Source organism: Methylobacter sp. S3L5C, from assembly GCF_022788635.1.
Taxonomy (GTDB): domain Bacteria; phylum Pseudomonadota; class Gammaproteobacteria; order Methylococcales; family Methylomonadaceae; genus Methylobacter_C.
In genome coordinates, this window is the sequence record NZ_CP076024.1 from 1350119 (window position 1) to 1365850 (window position 15732).

Below are 15732 nucleotides of genomic sequence, written 5' to 3' on the forward strand. Positions count from 1 at the left end.
TGGTATGTACAGGCTGATCTAAAATGACATCAAGTATTTTAAGTGCAATAACTCTCTATCCGGTAAAGTCCTTGGCGGGCATTAGTGTAAGCAGTTGGCCGGTTGTTAAGACGGGACTTTTGTACGACAGAAAATGGATGTTGGTTGACGCCGCCGGACATTTTTTAAGTCAGCGCAAGTTACCAAAAATGGCTTTAATCAAAACAGCATTAACCGAGAGCCACTTAATCTTGTCTGCATCCGGAATGGCAAGCCTGTCATTACCGTTGATACCCACTGATGGCGATATTATTAGCAGCACGATATGGCATGACCAATGTGAGGCACGAAGCGTATCAAAAGAAGCGGATCAATGGTTAAGCTATTTTTTAAAGCTGGATTGTCGGTTGGTTTATCAGCCTGCCGAGATGGTAAGGCCGGTTGATCCGCGTTACGCCGATGCGACTGACAATGTATCTTTTGCTGACGGCTTTCCATTTTTGATTATTTCAGAAAACTCACTGACGTCATTAAATCAGGCAATGAACTTAAATTTATCCATGGCTCGCTTCAGACCCAATCTGGTTATTTCCGGTTGCGTTCCATATGCAGAAGATAGCTGGAGAGAAATCAGTATTGGCACTATTGATTTTAGGCTCACCAAGCCTTGCTCACGTTGCTCGGTTCCGGCCATTGATCCGGAAACTGCACAAACTGGAAAAGAACCGCTGACAACGCTCAACCGCATCAGAAAGTGGGAGAATAAGATCTACTTTGGACAAAATGCCCTGCATAATCAGCTTGGCACCTTAACCGTGGGCGATGCGCTACACGTTAAAGCAACCGGCGTAAAACAACCGCCGATTTAACTTGGCGAGATAAATTAACTGTTTACCGAAGGGCATGCTTATTTTACAGCACCCAAAGTTTTAGTGATTTTTTCAGTAATATCTTCTACGCCTTGTGTGACTATTTTTTTCTCGCCGCCCTTAACTTCATAAAGATATTCGCCAGAAAGCCCTTCTGTTTTAACATCAACCAAATGCGCCATCAGATAAAAAAACAAAAAACTGGGTTTGTGCAGTCTTCCTACTATCACATAATCGGCGGCAAATTTTTTGCCAAGTTGAGCTGCAACATCCGGATGATCAAAAAGATAGCCCACTCCGGCATTGGCTTGTTGTTGGGCATCTTGGGGTATGGAGACAATGTCGTAACCTGATTTTTTAAGCTCGTTTTCCATGAGCGGTTTAATTGAAGCAGTGCGGGTTACTTCTGCAGGTATGCCCGGGGCAAGTGTCATATCTTTTAATTCAAAATCCAGAACGGCTATACGCGGGTTGGCGGATACATTGGTAAACCCCATGCATAATAAGAGCGCAAAAATAAAGTAGTGCAATTTAACAATTTTATTCTTTTTCATAAGTTATAATCCCGATGAATTAAAGTGCTGAATGGATAAGCAGTGGACTGATAGCAATTATCCAAATTTGGCTTTGTCATTGTGCTGCAAAAAGACAGTATAACCTTTTAAGTGCCGATAAAAATTGCTCATTGGGGAAAATAAAAGCTGAAAGCTGATGGTGTCGCTGGTGTTTACTTTGTTGTGGTTGGTGTTTGCAAGTCTTTATCTTTGCCTGTTTTAAATGGATGAACTGAATAATTTGGTCTGAAGCGCTGTAACTTTAATTAACATCAAAGGAAAATCAATGTTGCCTCATCATTACGAAACTCACCGGACTCATCGCATTGGCTGGCTGCGTGCTGCTGTTTTAGGCGCAAATGATGGTATTGTTTCGACCGCCAGTTTAATTGTAGGTATTGCCGCCTCTCATGCCGCGCATAACGATATTGTCCTGGCGGGTGTGGCAGGACTGGTTGCCGGAGCCATGTCGATGGCCGCCGGTGAATATGTGTCAGTTAGTTCACAAGCCGATACCGAAAATGCGGATTTGGCGCGTGAACGTAAAGAGCTGGATGAAAATATTGATCATGAACAAAAAGAGTTACAAGCTATCTATATAGCGAGAGGGCTTGATGCTGTTCTTGCCGGACAAGTCGCACAGCAGTTGATGGCGCATGATGCGTTGGGTGCACATGCCCGTGATGAGTTGGGTATCTCGGCAACCGGAGCCGCTAGGCCCGTTCAAGCGGCATTGACTTCGGCAGCCACTTTTTCGATTGGTGCCGTGTTGCCGCTATTAATAGTTATGTTTGGCCCTAATGAGAACTTAATTATTTTGGTGTCATCGGCCTCTTTGCTGTTTTTGGCCTTGCTGGGCACGTTGGCGGCTTATACCGGTGGCTCTGGTATTATTAAGAGCGCTTTTCGGGTAACTTTCTGGGGCGCATTGGCGATGGGTTTAACCGCAGGTGTTGGTTCGGTTTTTGGTACAGTGGTTTAGCTTATAGTATGTGTCTGGTTTTAAAAACCAATGCCCACGAAAAGCACGAAAAATATCTGTTGGAAGCTTTATTCCGATGGGCTCTCTTTAGCCGACAACAGGCTTTATGGTAAAGTGGCGTTTGGGGTGGCTCTAAAAAGAATGACGGCACCTGCTGGCAGCATAACTAATATTATTAAATGATGAACACTATAAAACAATTACTGATACCTAAAATCGAGATGTGGTTAGGGCTTTTTTTGCTGTTATTACTCTTGGCTACTCAAAGTGCCTTTGCTGCAGAGATTAAGGTTTCTGTGGATCGTAATCCGGTTAGTTTGGATGAGTCTTTTCAGATTACCTTTACCGCAACCGAGTCACCTGACGATGATCCCAGTTTTGGCCCGTTGCAACAGGATTTTTCCATACTCAGCCAAAGTAGCGGTAGCAGTTCATCATGGGTTAATGGCAAATCCAGCAAGACGGTGCAGTGGAAGCTTAGCGTCATGGCTAAACAGGCGGGCGACCTGGTGATTCCTGCGGTGAAGTTTGGCAAGGATGTAAGTCAGTCGATTACTATTCGGGTGACTGACAAGACAGCCAATAAAGCCGTCAGTAACGATGAGGAATTGTTTATAGAAGTTGAGGCGATACCGGAAAACCCCTATGTACAATCTCAGGTTTTTTATACCTTGCGTTTATATACCAGAGTTGACATTTCTCAGGCCAGGCTCAACGAGCCTGAGCTTTCAGATGCGGTCATTGAACGGTTAGGCGAAGACAGTAATTATAATACTCAGGTTAATGGTGTTAACTATTCCGTGACCGAACGAAAATATGCTTTTTTCCCGCAAAAAAGCGGTAAATTAACCATTAAACCGTTGTTATTAACTGCGGAAGTGTTAACCGGTAGCCGCCCGGGTTTTAATGGTTTTTTTAATTCGCAGACCAGTAAAACCAAAAACGTTGAATCCAAAGCGATTACGCTGGATGTAAAACCGGTACCGGCATCTTTTACCGGAAAGCATTGGCTATCATCAGAACAACTGGTGCTAAAGCAGGACTGGTCGGGTGATATTCAACAAATGAAGGTTGGCGAGCCACTGACCAGAACTTTAACTTTAATTGCAAAAGGTACAACGGTTGGTCAACTTCCTGAATTAAATACCACCAATACCAATGATCAGTTAAAAGCTTATCCAGACCAACCGGTATTACAGGAGCAGAAAAAAGTCGATGGTCTGCTGGCTTTCAGGGAAGAAAAAATCGCTTTGATTCCTTCAAAGGCAGGCAGCTATACATTGCCGGCGATAGAAATCCCCTGGTTTAACACTCAAAGCCAAAAAATGGAAATCGCCAAAATTCCGGAAACAACATTGACTACGCTTGCGGTTGCTACGCAGACGGTCGCCATTGAACCGGCGGTTACCCCGGCAACACCACAAAAAGTTGCAACCGGCCCGGTTATTAATAGTCCGCAAGAAACGAATATCTGGTTATGGATTTCTGTATTTTTGGCCGCAGGTTGGCTAATAACGGTCGTTATTTTCTTAACCAAACGCACGGTTAAAAAACCGGTTATTGAAAATGATGATGCCGACATCAGTTTAAAGGCATGTATTAAGAACTTAAAAAAAGCTTGTGCCAATAACGATGCGCTGGCGGCTAAAGATGCCTTGCTTGAATGGGGACGGCAAAAGTTTAATGCGACCAATCTTGGTGCCATTGCCGGCTTTTGTGATGCCCGCTTAAGAGACGAAATTCTGCATTTAAACCATGCCTTATACGGTAAAGAAGTCGGCCAGTGGCAAGGCAAAAAACTGTTTCAGACTTTTACTGAAAATAAAGCCCTGGAAAGAATTACTACGTCTGTGGATAAAAGCCTGGAACCGCTTTATCGATTATAGGAGCTTTGTAAACTCGCATTAAATCTTAAACAGCATCACCACGAAGACACGAAGGACACGAAGAAAGAAAAAACTTCGTGTCTTCGTGGTGAATAAAATAGTTAAGTCAGCCGTACCGCACTATGTCAATCTTCCGCTTTCAGCAGTTTTCTATTATACAGCGACAATCAGCGATGAAGGTTTGCACGGATGCCGTTTTATTTGGCGCTATGGCTCCGGTCAGTCGTGGTGACAGGGTTTTGGATATTGGTGCGGGCACAGGAGTATTGTCCTTGATGGTAGCTCAATTGGGAGCTGCACAGGTAACGGCGGTAGAATTAACACAACCAGGTTATGAAGAAGCCAAGTTAAATTTCGATAACAGTCCCTGGGCTGATCAGCTCGAAGCCGTGCATCAGGATATTCAATGTTTTGCCCGTTCTGCCGGACGTGAATACGACCTGATTATTTGCAATCCGCCATTTTTTGAAAATCATAGCAAGACCACCGATGCGCTGAGAAAGGTCGCCAGACACAATGATAAGTTGCCGTTTACCGAGTTAATTAACAGTGCCGATCAATTACTCGCCAGTCAGGGTTTGTTTTACCTGTTACTGCCGATGCATGCCGTAGAAAAATTTGTTGAAGCGGCCTTAGTGGCGGGTTTTTATTTAAGCCATCAAACTGATTTTCGTGGCTATGTTCATAATAATGCCAAGGTTTCCGCGCTGACTTTTAGCCGTACAGTTAGTGTATTGGTTGGATCGTTAATGACAATTTACGAATCTCACCGGGTTTATTCGAAAGCAAGCGAGGCTTATTTGTCGCCCTTTCTGTTAAGATTTGCCAAGGATTAGCAGGGAATAACGAAGCTTAAGATCGAAGTGTGTGGAGGATAAGATGAGTAGTTATTTTTTGTGAGTTGCATTAACGGCATAGTTTTTGGGGTAGGGCAGTTGTTTTTTAAGTTGGATAGTTTTTGCAACACATCCCTGTGTTGCGACTATTCATTAAATTATCTGACGACTTTGTGTCCGCGATTACCCATACAATTGTTATAAGAACTTTTGTATTTTTCTTCAGTGCTTAGACCTTTATAGGCACCACCACCAAAGCCGCCACCGGCAGCGCCTATCGCTGCACCCATGCCCGGACTTCCGGTAAATGCACCAATAATGGCACCGCCAGCCGCACCAAGTAAAGCACCTGTTCCAGCGCCTATAGCGGTTTCTTTGGTAGTTCCACCCGATGCCTGATCTGCCAGCTGCTTACATTCAGCCATATCCTGGTTAATACGATAAGCATTAGGATCATTATATGAATCGACGGTGGGTTGGTATCCGCCATAGCTATAGCAACCCGAGAGCAATATGCTGCCGATAAAAACGCTACTGATTGTTAATTTTTTCATATCGATTACCTCATAAAATTTTTTCGAAGTTTATCAGCTAACTATGAACGAAGTATGAATATTTTCTCGCTCATAGTTCTCTTAAGATTCGTAGTGGAGATTTATTAAGCACATGCCTTACGCCCCAGCATCCTGCGATGCCAACGGATAGAGCCCCTGTAACAGGTATTATTGCCCATAAATATAAATCGGGATGATATTCTATAGCCATCACTTGCGTATATAAAACATAAATAATGGCTTCTGAAATAACCACAGCCAACACGCCGGAAATTAGTCCAAGTGTGCCAAATTCAATAATATGCGTTGTTCTTAATAAGGAACGGTTCGCGCCCAGCGTTCGCATTAAAGCGCCCTCATAAATTCGCTCGTCCAAGGTAGCATAAACAGCGGCAAACAACACGGTAAATCCAGCCATTAAGGCAAAGTAAAGCAAGTAGTTTATGGCTTGTGTTAATTGAGTCAAGATGGTTTTAAATTGCTTTAAAATTAAATCAACTTCCAGAATGGTGGTGCCGGGATATTTTTTTACCAGTGTATTTAAGGAATTTTTTTGTGATTCAGGTAAATAAAAGCTGGTGATAAAAGTGCTGGGATAGGCATCCAGAGTTCCTGGTGAGAAAACCATATAAAAATTAGGTTTCATTGTATCCCATCTCAGTTCACGAATACTGGTCACCGTCGCATTAATTTGTTGGCTGCCAACAGTAAATTTTAAAAGATCGCCGAGTTTTATTTTCAGGCTGCCAGCCAATTTTTGTTCAATAGATACTTGCCCCGGTTGTTGATTACTCCACCAGTTTCCGGCCACCAGTTTATTTTCTTCGGGTAGATCCTGGGTCCAGGTGAGGCTTAATTCTCTATGCGTGGCATTTTCGCCTTGCGAATCTTTGCTGACAATTTGCTGGACAGGCGTGTTGTTGATTTCTACCAGACGACCTTTAACCACAGGATAAAATTGGCTACCATTAATATTTTGCTGTTGCAGTTCTTGTTGAAAAGCCGCTTTTTGGTCGGGAAAAATATTCAGCGCAAAATGATTAGGTGCGTTATCTGGTAATTGCTTTTGCCAGTTATCGATTAAATCGGTACGTACCGTAAAACTGAGTACCATGGCAACCAAAGTAATACTAAAAGCCAAAATCTGGCTGACGCTGGCGCGACTATTTCTTAACAAGCCTTGCAGTCCAAAACGCCAGGTCAAGCTCATGGCTGGCAGCCATTTACTGGCGATATTTAACAAGGCAACAGTCAGCAAGCCCAACACCAACAAAGTCAGTAGGCCAACGCCTAAAATGCTTATCGTCATTTTTAGGTCATCGGTATATTTCCATATTAACAGACCAATAATACCAATGGACAAACCGTATATCAGCCATGCGCTGCTGGGTACAGGTTCCAATTCCCGGCGTAATACCCGTAGTGGAGACACTTGTTTAAGTCGCAACAGCGGTGGCAAGGCAAAGCCTAATAACGTGGCCATACCGATGATAAAGCCAAATAAGACGGCCAATAATCCGGGGCTGGCGACTTGTTGCGGGAGTAATTCTCTTAATAAATAGAATAAACCTTCTTGTGTAAACCAGCCCAACAAGCAACCTATGCCACTGGCTAATAATCCCAAAACAATAAATTGGCTGCTATAAAGCCAGAGAATTTCATTTTGCTTACAACCTAGACAGCGTAACAGGGCAATGGCATTAAAATGTCGCTCGGTATAACGGCGGGTCGCCATGGCAATGGCGACACCAGAAATTAAAATAACCAGGGTACTGGATAATCCCAGATAACGTTCTGCACGATTTAACGCTGAGCCCAGTTCAGGACGATCGTCATGAATATCCAGCAGGCGTTGCGAAGGATTTAATTGCGGTTTAAGCCATTGTTTGAATTCAGCCAGGGCTTTCGCTTCACCACTGAATTGAAAAAAGTAATGTACACGACTACCCGGCTGGACTATGTTGGTATCGTGTAAATCTGCCATATTAATCATGACGCGCGGTGAAAAGCTGTAAAGATCACCTTTTTTATCGGGTTCGTAGGTAATGATATGGGTGATGGTCAGTTGTTTTTCACCGACGGTTATCGGATCACCTAATTTGAGTTTAAGTGCCGAAAAAATACGTTTTTCAAGCCAGGCTGTGCCTTGCTCCGGGCCTTTATGACTAACGGTTTCGGTAGAATAATCTGCAGTTGTCGTTTTTAAAAAACCACGCAGGGGATAACTGGCGCTGACGGCTTTGATACCTGACAGTAACAGTTCATCATGTTCAATTAATACGCTGGAAAATTCTGCCGTTTGTGCTTGTGCCAAATCCAGTTGGGTTGCTTTGGCTAACCATTCAGTGGCTATCGGGGCAGGGCTGGAGATGACTAAATCGGCCGCCAAAAATTCGGCAGCTTGATTGGTCATGGTGCGTTGCAAACGATCAGAGAACAGGGCAATAGCGGTTGAACTGGTGACGGCAATAATTAATGCCAGTATTAATATGGTTAATTCACCCGAACGGCTATCACGCCATAACAACCGTAGCGCCAGATTAAAGCGGCTCATACCATACACCCGGCATCCAGTTGAATGCTGCGTTGACAGCGAGCAGCTAAAAGATGATCGTGTGTTACCAGAATCAGGGTGGTCAGATTTTCACTATTCAGTTCGAAAAGTAAATCGGTAATTGTCGCACCGGTTTTGCTGTCCAGGTTGCCGGTAGGTTCATCGGCAAAAAGAATCGCCGGTTTGGTAACAAAGGCTCTGGCCAGCGCAACGCGCTGCTGTTCGCCGCCAGAAAGTTGTCTTGGTGTATGCGATAAACGGTGCGACAAACCCACCCGATGTAATAAAGCCGTCGCCGCGGTTTTAGCCTGTTTATTACCGCTTAATTCCAGGGGTAGCATGACGTTTTCCAGTGCGGTGAGGCCATGCATTAATTGGAATGATTGAAAGACAAAGCCAATCAGCTCATTGCGTATGGCTGCCCTGCCATCTTCGTTCATGGCGGTTAATAGTTTACCGTTAAGGCTGATTGATCCCGAACTGGGGGTATCCAATCCCGCCAACAAGCTTATTAAGGTAGATTTTCCTGAGCCGGATTCGCCAACAATGGCAATGCTTTCACCAGATTTGATTATCAAATCTATCGATGACAATATATGCAATGTTCCTTCGGAAGTGATTACCGATTTACTCAGGTCTTGGGTTACTATAATGTTGTTTGATATTTGCTTAATTTGAGTTTGCATAATGCCTAGTTTTTTATTTGCTGTAATAGTTTCATTAATATCCCTGTCTGCTATGGCCAAGCCACCTATAATAGTAGTTTTAGGTGATAGTATTAGTGCTGGTTATGGAATTGAAGTTGAGGAAGGTTGGGTTGCTTTACTACAAAAAAAACTGCTTGAAATTAACAGTCGTTACCGTATCAGCAATGCCAGTATCAGTGGCGATACCAGCGCAGGTGGGCTGGCGCGTATCGACCAAATTTTAACCACACATAAGCCCGGTTTTGTATTACTGCAACTGGGCGCGAATGATGGCTTGCGTGGTTTGTCACCCGTACAAATGAAAAGTAATCTTGCCGAAATTGTTCATCGTGCCCAAAAATCCGGATCAAAAGTGATTTTGCTGGGGATGAAAATTCCACCTAATTACGGTAAGCGTTATGTTGATATGTTTTACAATGTTTATCCGCAATTGGCTAAAGAGCTGGATATTCCTATTGTCCCTTTTATTCTCGAAGACGTGGCGTTGAAAAAAGACTTGATGCAAGCTGATGGATTGCATCCAAATGCCAAAGCACAGCCAGTCCTTGCAAAAAAAATTGAGCCTTATCTTTTTCCTTTACTTAAATAAACGAGAGCTACTGATGTCAGTATTAACATTGAAACATGCAAATCTTATTATAAACACCGCTGTCCATATAGCGAGAGAATTAAATCTGGCACCCTTGACAGTTGTCGTGCTGGATGCCGCAGGTCATGTAAAAGCCCTGCAAAGAGAAGATGGTGCCAGTATGATCAGGCAACAAATTGCCACGGCAAAAGCTTGGGGTGCGGTTAGCATGGGTGTATCATCTCGCAGTTTGGCAGGCGTAGCTGCACAACGACCTGATTTTATAAATGCTTTAATCAATATTTCTGATGGAAAAATAATGCCGGTTCCTGGTGGCGTTCTTATTCGTGATTCTGAAAATAATCTTATTGGTGCTGTCGGTATCAGTGGCGATGTGTCTGATCAGGATGAGCGCTGTGCCATCGAAGGGATAGAGGCGGTGGGCTTTTTTGCTGTGGTTTGAGATTAATCTATAGATTGGCAATTGTGACTACTCAGTTATTAAAAAATGAGGGCTGAGATGCCACAAACTCACAGAGTATCAAATAAATTTCCCTGTCATTTGATACTCTGTGTAGTAACGGATGCAGATAGTGAAGATTGTTGCTGAGGACGGATTCATTAGAGATTTAATCTTTTTGCTTTCCTATCTTGTTTAACTTGGATTTCGGTTCGCTATCTTCAGGGTAGTTAACATCAGTGCTTTCTTTAGGCACAAATAAACGTGAACATAACAAACCTACTTCAAATAATATCCACATTGGTAAGGCGAGCAAGGTCTGCGAAATAGGATCAGGCGGCGTTAAAAATGCAGCAATAACAAACGCTGCAACAATGACATAAGGACGTTTTTCAGCAAGACTGGCTTGGGTTACCAAACCTGTCCAAACCATGACAATGGTAAATATGGGTACTTCAAAACAGATGCCAAAGGCAAAAAACAAGGTTAAAACAAAATCCAGATACTTGGTAATATCCGTCATTATTGCAACACCCTCAGGCGCGGCAGCTGTTAAGAAGCCAAATACCAACGGAAAAACGACAAAGTAAGCAAAGGCCATACCCAGATAAAACAGAAATGTACTGGCAATCAATAGCGGAAAAATCATCCGCCGTTCCCGCTTATACAGGCCGGGTGCTACAAATGCCCAAAATTGGTAAAGAATAACAGGGATTGAAATAAAAACTGCGACAACCAGTGCCAACTTAAACGGCGTAAAAAAAGGCGATGCCACATCAATAGCAATCATCGTGCTATTTTTTGGCATGTGTTTCATTAACGGTCCGGCGAGGATACTGTAGATTTGGTTAGCGTAAGCCGATAAACCCAAAAACACCACTAATACGAATACGACGACTTTTAACAGGCGATTACGCAATTCAATCAGGTGACTGATAAAAGGCTGCGCAGCCTCTTCGAAACTATTCTGGCTCATGGGGTGGCTTAACTTTTTCTAAAGATTCTTCCGGCAAGGCGGCAAGTGAGTCTTTAATAGACTTTGCGGCATCAGTAGTCTCGTTGATTGCGGCATGAAATTCCTCCAGCTCCAACTGTTCTTTAAATATCTGGCGGATTTCTTCTTCGTGTAGTTCCTGTTTTATTTCTGCCTTGACAGACGCCACCATCGCGCGTGATTTACCTATCCAGAAACCGACAATTCGCGCCACTTTGGGTAATCGTTCGGGACCTATAACCAATAAACTGACCAAACCGATCATAATAAGCTCGGAAAATCCTACATCAAACATATCAGACTTTTTCGTTTTTCTTTGAAGTGATTTCACCTTCTATGGTTTCACTTTCATCTTCAGTTTCAGCGTGTTTTTTTTCTTCTTCACCTTCTTTAACGGAGGCACGAAAACTTTTAATAGCTCCACCCAGATCTGCGCCTATATTGCGCAGTTTTTTTGTACCAAAAAGTATAATAACAATAACCAATATAACTAATAATTCTTTAATACCGATGCCCATTTCTTACTCCAGTGATCTGTAAATATTATCGAATGTTGCCTTTCATCCCATGCTCTTGGCGGGATATGGGAGTATTTTGTATAACGATGAGTTTACCAAAATTATAATGCACATTTTTAAGCAACGACTATTAAGTTATCTTAATAAACTGATTACGCCACTGCGTTTGCCCTACCGGATATTTTAGAATACTTGTTAAGTATAATAAAACGCTATTATTAGATTACACCATCTTTAAAATTGATGGGCAAGATGTTTCAGTCAGTGCTGTATGGGCGCGTCTGTGCTTGGCACTCAGGGCAACCACATGGAATCGCCGTTACGGTCATTGATATCCATGTCGATACTGGTTGAGGTTTCTTGCCAATCAGGTCCAATGTTGGGGTTTCAGCGAAATACGTGACAAAGAGTAAGTCGCTAATTATTGAGTCTTTACCGTATTACGTTGTGCTTTCTCATCCAGACCGGACAAGCCAAAACGGCGTTGCAGTTCTTGCAGTACATCATCCGGGCCCAAGCCTTGGTCGGCAAGTAATACCATGCAATGAAACCACAAATCGGCCATTTCATAAATAATCTGTTGTTTATCGCCATCTTTAGCAGCGATAACGGTTTCTGTCGCTTCTTCGCCTATTTTTTTCAGGATAGTATTTAGGCCTTTTGCATAGAGACTGGCTACATAAGACTTATCTGCTGACTCCAGCTTACGCTGTTCCAGAATACCGGCTAATTGTTGTAATGCTTCATTCATTTTTTTTATACATGGTTTTAGGATCTTTCAACACCGGTTCAACAGCTTGCCATTGGCCGTCAATCAGGCGACGATAAAAACAGCTTTCGCGTCCTGTGTGGCAAGCAATGCCGCCTTCCTGTTCAATTTTAAGCAGGATAACATCCTCATCACAATCCAGAAACAATTCCATAATTTTCTGTCTGTTACCTGATTCTTCGCCCTTGCGCCATAATTTGTTGCGTGATCTTGACCAGTAAACCGCATAACCTTCCGAGGCGGTTAACGCTAAGGATTCACGATTCATCCAGGCAAACATGAGTATTTTTCCGGTGTCAGCTTGTTGCGCAATAACCGGACAAAGACCGTCTTCAGTCCAGCGTATGGCATCCAGCCACGAAATACTCATAAGCGCATCTCTATGCCGCGTGCAGCCATATGTTCTTTGGCTTGTTGAATAGTGTATTCGGCAAAGTGAAAAATACTGGCTGCCAAAACGGCATCGGCTTTACCTTTAATTACACCATCAGCCAGATGATCCAGATTACCGACACCGCCTGAGGCAATAACAGGTACAGCGACCGCTTCACTAATCGATCGGGTTAGAGGCAAATCAAAGCCCTCTCGGGTACCGTCTCTGTCCATACTGGTTAACAGAATTTCACCAGCACCATAGGTAACCATTTTTTGCGCCCAGCCAATGGCTTCTATGCCGGTAGATTTACGTCCGCCATGAGTAAAAATTTCCCAACGATCAACTTCGCCTGGTTGACTGACTTTCTTGGCATCTATGGCGACAACAATACATTGCGAACCGAAACGATCTGCGGCTTCGCGAACAAATTCAGGATTAAATACGGCAGCGCTGTTAATGCCGACTTTATCCGCTCCTGCATTGAGCATACGGCGAATGTCGTCCAAGGTTCTGATACCACCGCCGACTGTCAACGGAATAAATACTTCACTGGCAACCTGCTCAACGACATGCACAATCGTGTCTCGGTTATCATGAGTGGCAGTAATATCCAAAAAAGTAATTTCGTCTGCACCTTCGCGGTCATAGCGTCTGGCGATTTCTACAGGATCGCCGGCATCACGAATATCAACAAACTTGACACCTTTAACCACACGGCCGTCAGCGACATCCAGGCAGGGAATAATACGTTTGGCCAGGCTCATGAGGCACTAAAAGATTCGGCCAGTTTTTCCGCTTCGGCAAAATCCAGGGTGCCTTCATAAATCGCACGTCCGGTAATTGCGCCCATAATGCCTTGGTAAGCTACTGCGCCCAAAGCTTTAATATCATCAATGTTGGTAATGCCACCCGAAGCAATGACCGGGATTTTAATGGCTCTGGCCAAGCGTGCTGTGGCTTCAACGTTGACGCCTTGCATCATGCCGTCTCTGGAAATGTCGGTATAAATAATAGCCTCTACACCATCTGCTTCAAAGTGTTGTGCCAAATCAATGACATCATGTTTTGACAGTTTTGACCAGCCGTCAATCGCCACTTTACCATCTTTTGCATCCAGTCCAACGATGATGCGGCGCGGATATTCCATAGCCATATCCCTGACAAAATGGGGTTCATTAACGGCCTTGGTGCCAATAATGACATATTCCACGCCGGCATTTAGATAAGCCTGAATAGTCTCTTCATCACGAATACCGCCACCAATTTGAACCGGAACATGAGGGTAAGCGGCGACTATGGCATGGATGATATCGGCATTAACGGGTTTGCCCGCAAAGGCGCCATCCAAATCGACCAAATGAATTCTTTTGGCGCCAGCGGCAACCCATCGACCGGCAACAGCCACGGGATCATCAGAAAAAACCGTATTATCGTCCATACGTCCCTGACGTAAACGGACACATTTGCCTTCTTTCAAATCAATAGCGGGAATTAACAACATAGATACTGAATCCTTAACGACGGGTAATTTTAAACTTGGCCATTCCAATGCAAAAAGTTGTTAAGCAGTTGTAAACCAACCGCTTGACTTTTTTCCGGGTGAAATTGTACGGCAAAAACATTATCTTTAGCCAAAGCACAGGCAAAAGCATCGGGATATTCGGTAGTCGCCGCAATCTCTGCGCTGTCATCAGGTATTGCATAATAACTATGCACAAAATAAAAACGACTGTTTTGCGGGATATTGTCCCATAACGGGTGAGGCAGAAAATGTACCTGATTCCAGCCCATGTGGGGGATTTTTAGCTTATTTGCTTGGCTATCCTGTAACCCCTCTGAAAAACGCACGACATGCCCGGGAAGAATATCCAGGCATTTCGTGTTACCGTTTTCTTCGTTATCGGTCAATAACGCCTGCATGCCCAAGCAAATGCCCAGAAACGGTTTCGTTTTGGCGACGCTTTGGATAACTGCAGATAAGCCGGATTGATTAAGCGCTTGCATACAATCGCGTATTGCCCCGACACCAGGAAAAACTACGCGATCGGCTTGTAAAATTAGCTCTGGATCGGCAACAATTTGTACGTCCACATCCGGTGCGGCGTGTTGAAGGGCTTTTGCAATTGAATGCAAATTACCCATTCCATAATCAATAACAGCGACAGAAGACATAAGACAAATTCAAGTTTCAGGATTTAAGGCTAAAGACTGCCTTTGGTGGATGGCATTATACCTGCCATTCGCGTATCGGCGGTAATCGCCATGCGTATGGCTCGGCCCAGAGCTTTAAATATGGTTTCTGCAACATGATGCGCATTGGCACCTTTCAAGTTGTCAATGTGCAAAGTAACGCCGGCATGATTGACAAAACCCTGAAAAAATTCTCTGAACAAATCCACGTCAAAACGGCCTATCATGGCTTTTGGGTATTTAACGTCATAGAACAGGCCGGGGCGACCGGAAAAATCAATAACCACTCTGGACAAGGCTTCATCCAAAGGAACATATGCATGTCCATAACGATAAATACCTTTTTTATCGCCAATTGCCAGAGCAAATGCCTGACCTAAGGTAATGCCGATATCTTCAACCGTGTGATGGGCATCAATTTCCAAATCGCCTTTGGCATTAATGTCCATATCAATCAAACCATGCCGGGCGACTTGATCAAGCATGTGATCAAGGAATGGTACGCCAGTTACAAATGAGGCTTTACCCGTTCCATCCAGATTGATGCTAATTTTAATTTGAGTTTCGAGCGTATTGCGCTCGACTTCAGCGATTCTTTGAGTCATGGATTTTCAATTATAGGGGAGAGTATATAGCCATTTTTTGCTTATCAATGGTTGATAAAACAGCTGGCAGAAAAGAGTTGCACTGGGTATCCATTCTACCTGTTAACGGGGTAAAAAAGTATCCATAAGTTGAAAGGAATTTCAGGAAAAATTGCCTGGAAAAGCATTGATGTCTTGGCTTTTTTGTTCGTTCTGCTCTAAAAGTCTTTTTGATAATTGCTTATTATTTCGTCTCTCTATAAAAGACTCATCGACTTATGCTGATGCTAACGTGATACTTGGTCATATCAGCATCAGCATAAATGGACACATCAAAAGTATTGCAGGTTGG

General features: G+C 43.6%; 19 protein-coding genes. 6 read left to right on the top strand and 13 right to left on the bottom strand.

The genetic code is table 11. From position 1 onward, the window contains the following. Positions 1-23 precede the first annotated feature (23 nt). Positions 24-848: an MOSC domain-containing protein gene (locus KKZ03_RS06240; protein ID WP_243220657.1), complete on the top strand. Its 825-nt coding sequence runs from the start codon at positions 24-26 to the stop codon at positions 846-848. Between the two features lie 38 nt (positions 849-886). On the opposite strand, the gene KKZ03_RS06245 is transcribed toward KKZ03_RS06240, so the two are convergent. Beyond that, positions 887-1402, bottom strand: a complete 516-nt coding sequence (locus KKZ03_RS06245; RefSeq protein WP_243220658.1) for a DUF2380 domain-containing protein — start codon at positions 1400-1402, stop codon at positions 887-889. A gap of 286 nt (positions 1403-1688) precedes the next feature. Between KKZ03_RS06245 and KKZ03_RS06250 the strand changes: the two genes are divergently transcribed. The 3 genes from KKZ03_RS06250 to KKZ03_RS06260 all read left to right on the top strand — a co-directional run bounded on the left by KKZ03_RS06250 (position 1689) and on the right by KKZ03_RS06260 (position 5106). Beyond that, positions 1689-2384 carry a VIT family protein gene (locus KKZ03_RS06250; protein WP_243220659.1) on the top strand — a complete coding sequence of 232 codons (696 nt, stop codon included), beginning with the start codon at positions 1689-1691 and terminating at the stop codon, positions 2382-2384. Positions 2385-2563: 179 nt separating this feature from the next. Next, positions 2564-4270, top strand: a complete 1707-nt coding sequence (locus KKZ03_RS06255; RefSeq protein WP_371744866.1) for a BatD family protein — start codon at positions 2564-2566, stop codon at positions 4268-4270. Between the two features lie 122 nt (positions 4271-4392). After that, on the top strand, positions 4393-5106 hold the full coding sequence (locus KKZ03_RS06260; RefSeq protein WP_243220660.1) for a tRNA1(Val) (adenine(37)-N6)-methyltransferase: 714 nt from the start codon (positions 4393-4395) through the stop codon (positions 5104-5106). Positions 5107-5264: 158 nt separating this feature from the next. On the opposite strand, the gene KKZ03_RS06265 is transcribed toward KKZ03_RS06260, so the two are convergent. From KKZ03_RS06265 to KKZ03_RS06275, 3 genes are all read right to left on the bottom strand, one after another. Beyond that, positions 5265-5660 (bottom strand): glycine zipper family protein, encoded by a 396-nt coding sequence (locus KKZ03_RS06265; RefSeq protein ID WP_243220661.1) that lies wholly within the window; start codon positions 5658-5660, stop codon positions 5265-5267. A gap of 70 nt (positions 5661-5730) precedes the next feature. Beyond that, positions 5731-8214 carry an ABC transporter permease gene (locus KKZ03_RS06270; RefSeq protein WP_243220662.1) on the bottom strand — a complete coding sequence of 828 codons (2484 nt, stop codon included), beginning with the start codon at positions 8212-8214 and terminating at the stop codon, positions 5731-5733. Beyond that, on the bottom strand, positions 8211-8879 hold the full coding sequence (locus tag KKZ03_RS06275) for an ABC transporter ATP-binding protein (RefSeq protein ID WP_305852379.1): 669 nt from the start codon (positions 8877-8879) through the stop codon (positions 8211-8213). The genes KKZ03_RS06270 and KKZ03_RS06275 overlap by 4 nt, the downstream gene beginning before the upstream one ends. A gap of 22 nt (positions 8880-8901) precedes the next feature. On the opposite strand from KKZ03_RS06275, the gene KKZ03_RS06280 reads away from it, so the two are divergent. Both KKZ03_RS06280 and KKZ03_RS06285 read left to right on the top strand, forming a co-directional pair. Next, on the top strand, positions 8902-9510 hold the full coding sequence (locus KKZ03_RS06280) for an arylesterase (protein WP_243220664.1): 609 nt from the start codon (positions 8902-8904) through the stop codon (positions 9508-9510). 13 nt (positions 9511-9523) lie between these two features. After that, on the top strand, positions 9524-9952 hold the full coding sequence (locus tag KKZ03_RS06285) for a heme-binding protein (protein ID WP_243220665.1): 429 nt from the start codon (positions 9524-9526) through the stop codon (positions 9950-9952). A 166-nt stretch (positions 9953-10118) separates the two neighbouring features. Here the strand turns inward: KKZ03_RS06285 and tatC are convergent, their stop codons facing one another. The 9 genes from tatC to hisB all read right to left on the bottom strand — a co-directional run bounded on the left by tatC (position 10119) and on the right by hisB (position 15401). Further along, positions 10119-10925, bottom strand: a complete 807-nt coding sequence (tatC, locus tag KKZ03_RS06290) for a twin-arginine translocase subunit TatC (RefSeq protein ID WP_243220666.1) — start codon at positions 10923-10925, stop codon at positions 10119-10121. Further along, positions 10912-11238 (bottom strand): Sec-independent protein translocase protein TatB, encoded by a 327-nt coding sequence (tatB, locus tag KKZ03_RS06295; RefSeq protein WP_243220667.1) that lies wholly within the window; start codon positions 11236-11238, stop codon positions 10912-10914. Before tatB ends, tatC begins: the two co-directional genes overlap by 14 nt. A gap of 1 nt (position 11239) precedes the next feature. Then, a complete protein-coding gene (gene tatA / locus KKZ03_RS06300) occupies positions 11240-11461 on the bottom strand; it encodes a twin-arginine translocase TatA/TatE family subunit (protein WP_243220668.1) in 222 nt (73 codons plus the stop codon). Positions 11462-11882: 421 nt separating this feature from the next. Further along, entirely contained in the window at positions 11883-12212 is a 330-nt protein-coding gene (locus KKZ03_RS06305) for a phosphoribosyl-ATP diphosphatase (RefSeq protein WP_243220669.1), read from the bottom strand. Next, on the bottom strand, positions 12205-12600 hold the full coding sequence (hisI, locus tag KKZ03_RS06310) for a phosphoribosyl-AMP cyclohydrolase (RefSeq protein WP_243220670.1): 396 nt from the start codon (positions 12598-12600) through the stop codon (positions 12205-12207). Before hisI ends, KKZ03_RS06305 begins: the two co-directional genes overlap by 8 nt. Then, on the bottom strand, positions 12597-13370 hold the full coding sequence (gene hisF / locus KKZ03_RS06315; protein WP_243220671.1) for an imidazole glycerol phosphate synthase subunit HisF: 774 nt from the start codon (positions 13368-13370) through the stop codon (positions 12597-12599). The genes hisI and hisF overlap by 4 nt, the downstream gene beginning before the upstream one ends. Then, on the bottom strand, positions 13367-14107 hold the full coding sequence (gene hisA, locus KKZ03_RS06320) for a 1-(5-phosphoribosyl)-5-[(5-phosphoribosylamino)methylideneamino]imidazole-4-carboxamide isomerase (protein WP_243220672.1): 741 nt from the start codon (positions 14105-14107) through the stop codon (positions 13367-13369). The genes hisF and hisA overlap by 4 nt, the downstream gene beginning before the upstream one ends. Before the next feature lie 29 nt (positions 14108-14136). Further along, entirely contained in the window at positions 14137-14778 is a 642-nt protein-coding gene (hisH, locus tag KKZ03_RS06325; protein WP_243220673.1) for an imidazole glycerol phosphate synthase subunit HisH, read from the bottom strand. Positions 14779-14807: 29 nt separating this feature from the next. Continuing rightward, on the bottom strand, positions 14808-15401 hold the full coding sequence (hisB, locus tag KKZ03_RS06330) for an imidazoleglycerol-phosphate dehydratase HisB (RefSeq protein ID WP_243220674.1): 594 nt from the start codon (positions 15399-15401) through the stop codon (positions 14808-14810). Positions 15402-15732: the final 331 nt, after the last annotated feature.

Bases quoted from the DNA above. Each gene is read 5' to 3' on its own strand.
- hisA (WP_243220672.1), bottom strand. From the start codon at position 14,107: ATGTTGTTAATTCCCGCTATTGATTTGAAAGAAGGCAAATGTGTCCGT.
- KKZ03_RS06245 (WP_243220658.1), bottom strand. From the start codon at position 1,402: ATGAAAAAGAATAAAATTGTTAAATTGCACTACTTTATTTTTGCGCTC.
- KKZ03_RS06285 (WP_243220665.1), top strand. From the start codon at position 9,524: ATGTCAGTATTAACATTGAAACATGCAAATCTTATTATAAACACCGCT.
- hisH (WP_243220673.1), bottom strand. From the start codon at position 14,778: ATGTCTTCTGTCGCTGTTATTGATTATGGAATGGGTAATTTGCATTCA.
- KKZ03_RS06240 (WP_243220657.1), top strand. From the start codon at position 24: ATGACATCAAGTATTTTAAGTGCAATAACTCTCTATCCGGTAAAGTCC.
- tatA (WP_243220668.1), bottom strand. From the start codon at position 11,461: ATGGGCATCGGTATTAAAGAATTATTAGTTATATTGGTTATTGTTATT.
- KKZ03_RS06260 (WP_243220660.1), top strand. From the start codon at position 4,393: ATGTCAATCTTCCGCTTTCAGCAGTTTTCTATTATACAGCGACAATCA.
- KKZ03_RS06305 (WP_243220669.1), bottom strand. From the start codon at position 12,212: ATGAATGAAGCATTACAACAATTAGCCGGTATTCTGGAACAGCGTAAG.
- hisF (WP_243220671.1), bottom strand. From the start codon at position 13,370: ATGAGCCTGGCCAAACGTATTATTCCCTGCCTGGATGTCGCTGACGGC.
- KKZ03_RS06270 (WP_243220662.1), bottom strand. From the start codon at position 8,214: ATGAGCCGCTTTAATCTGGCGCTACGGTTGTTATGGCGTGATAGCCGT.
- hisB (WP_243220674.1), bottom strand. From the start codon at position 15,401: ATGACTCAAAGAATCGCTGAAGTCGAGCGCAATACGCTCGAAACTCAA.
- hisI (WP_243220670.1), bottom strand. From the start codon at position 12,600: ATGAGTATTTCGTGGCTGGATGCCATACGCTGGACTGAAGACGGTCTT.
- KKZ03_RS06255 (WP_371744866.1), top strand. From the start codon at position 2,564: ATGATGAACACTATAAAACAATTACTGATACCTAAAATCGAGATGTGG.
- tatB (WP_243220667.1), bottom strand. From the start codon at position 11,238: ATGTTTGATGTAGGATTTTCCGAGCTTATTATGATCGGTTTGGTCAGT.
- KKZ03_RS06250 (WP_243220659.1), top strand. From the start codon at position 1,689: ATGTTGCCTCATCATTACGAAACTCACCGGACTCATCGCATTGGCTGG.
- KKZ03_RS06265 (WP_243220661.1), bottom strand. From the start codon at position 5,660: ATGAAAAAATTAACAATCAGTAGCGTTTTTATCGGCAGCATATTGCTC.
- KKZ03_RS06280 (WP_243220664.1), top strand. From the start codon at position 8,902: ATGCCTAGTTTTTTATTTGCTGTAATAGTTTCATTAATATCCCTGTCT.
- tatC (WP_243220666.1), bottom strand. From the start codon at position 10,925: ATGAGCCAGAATAGTTTCGAAGAGGCTGCGCAGCCTTTTATCAGTCAC.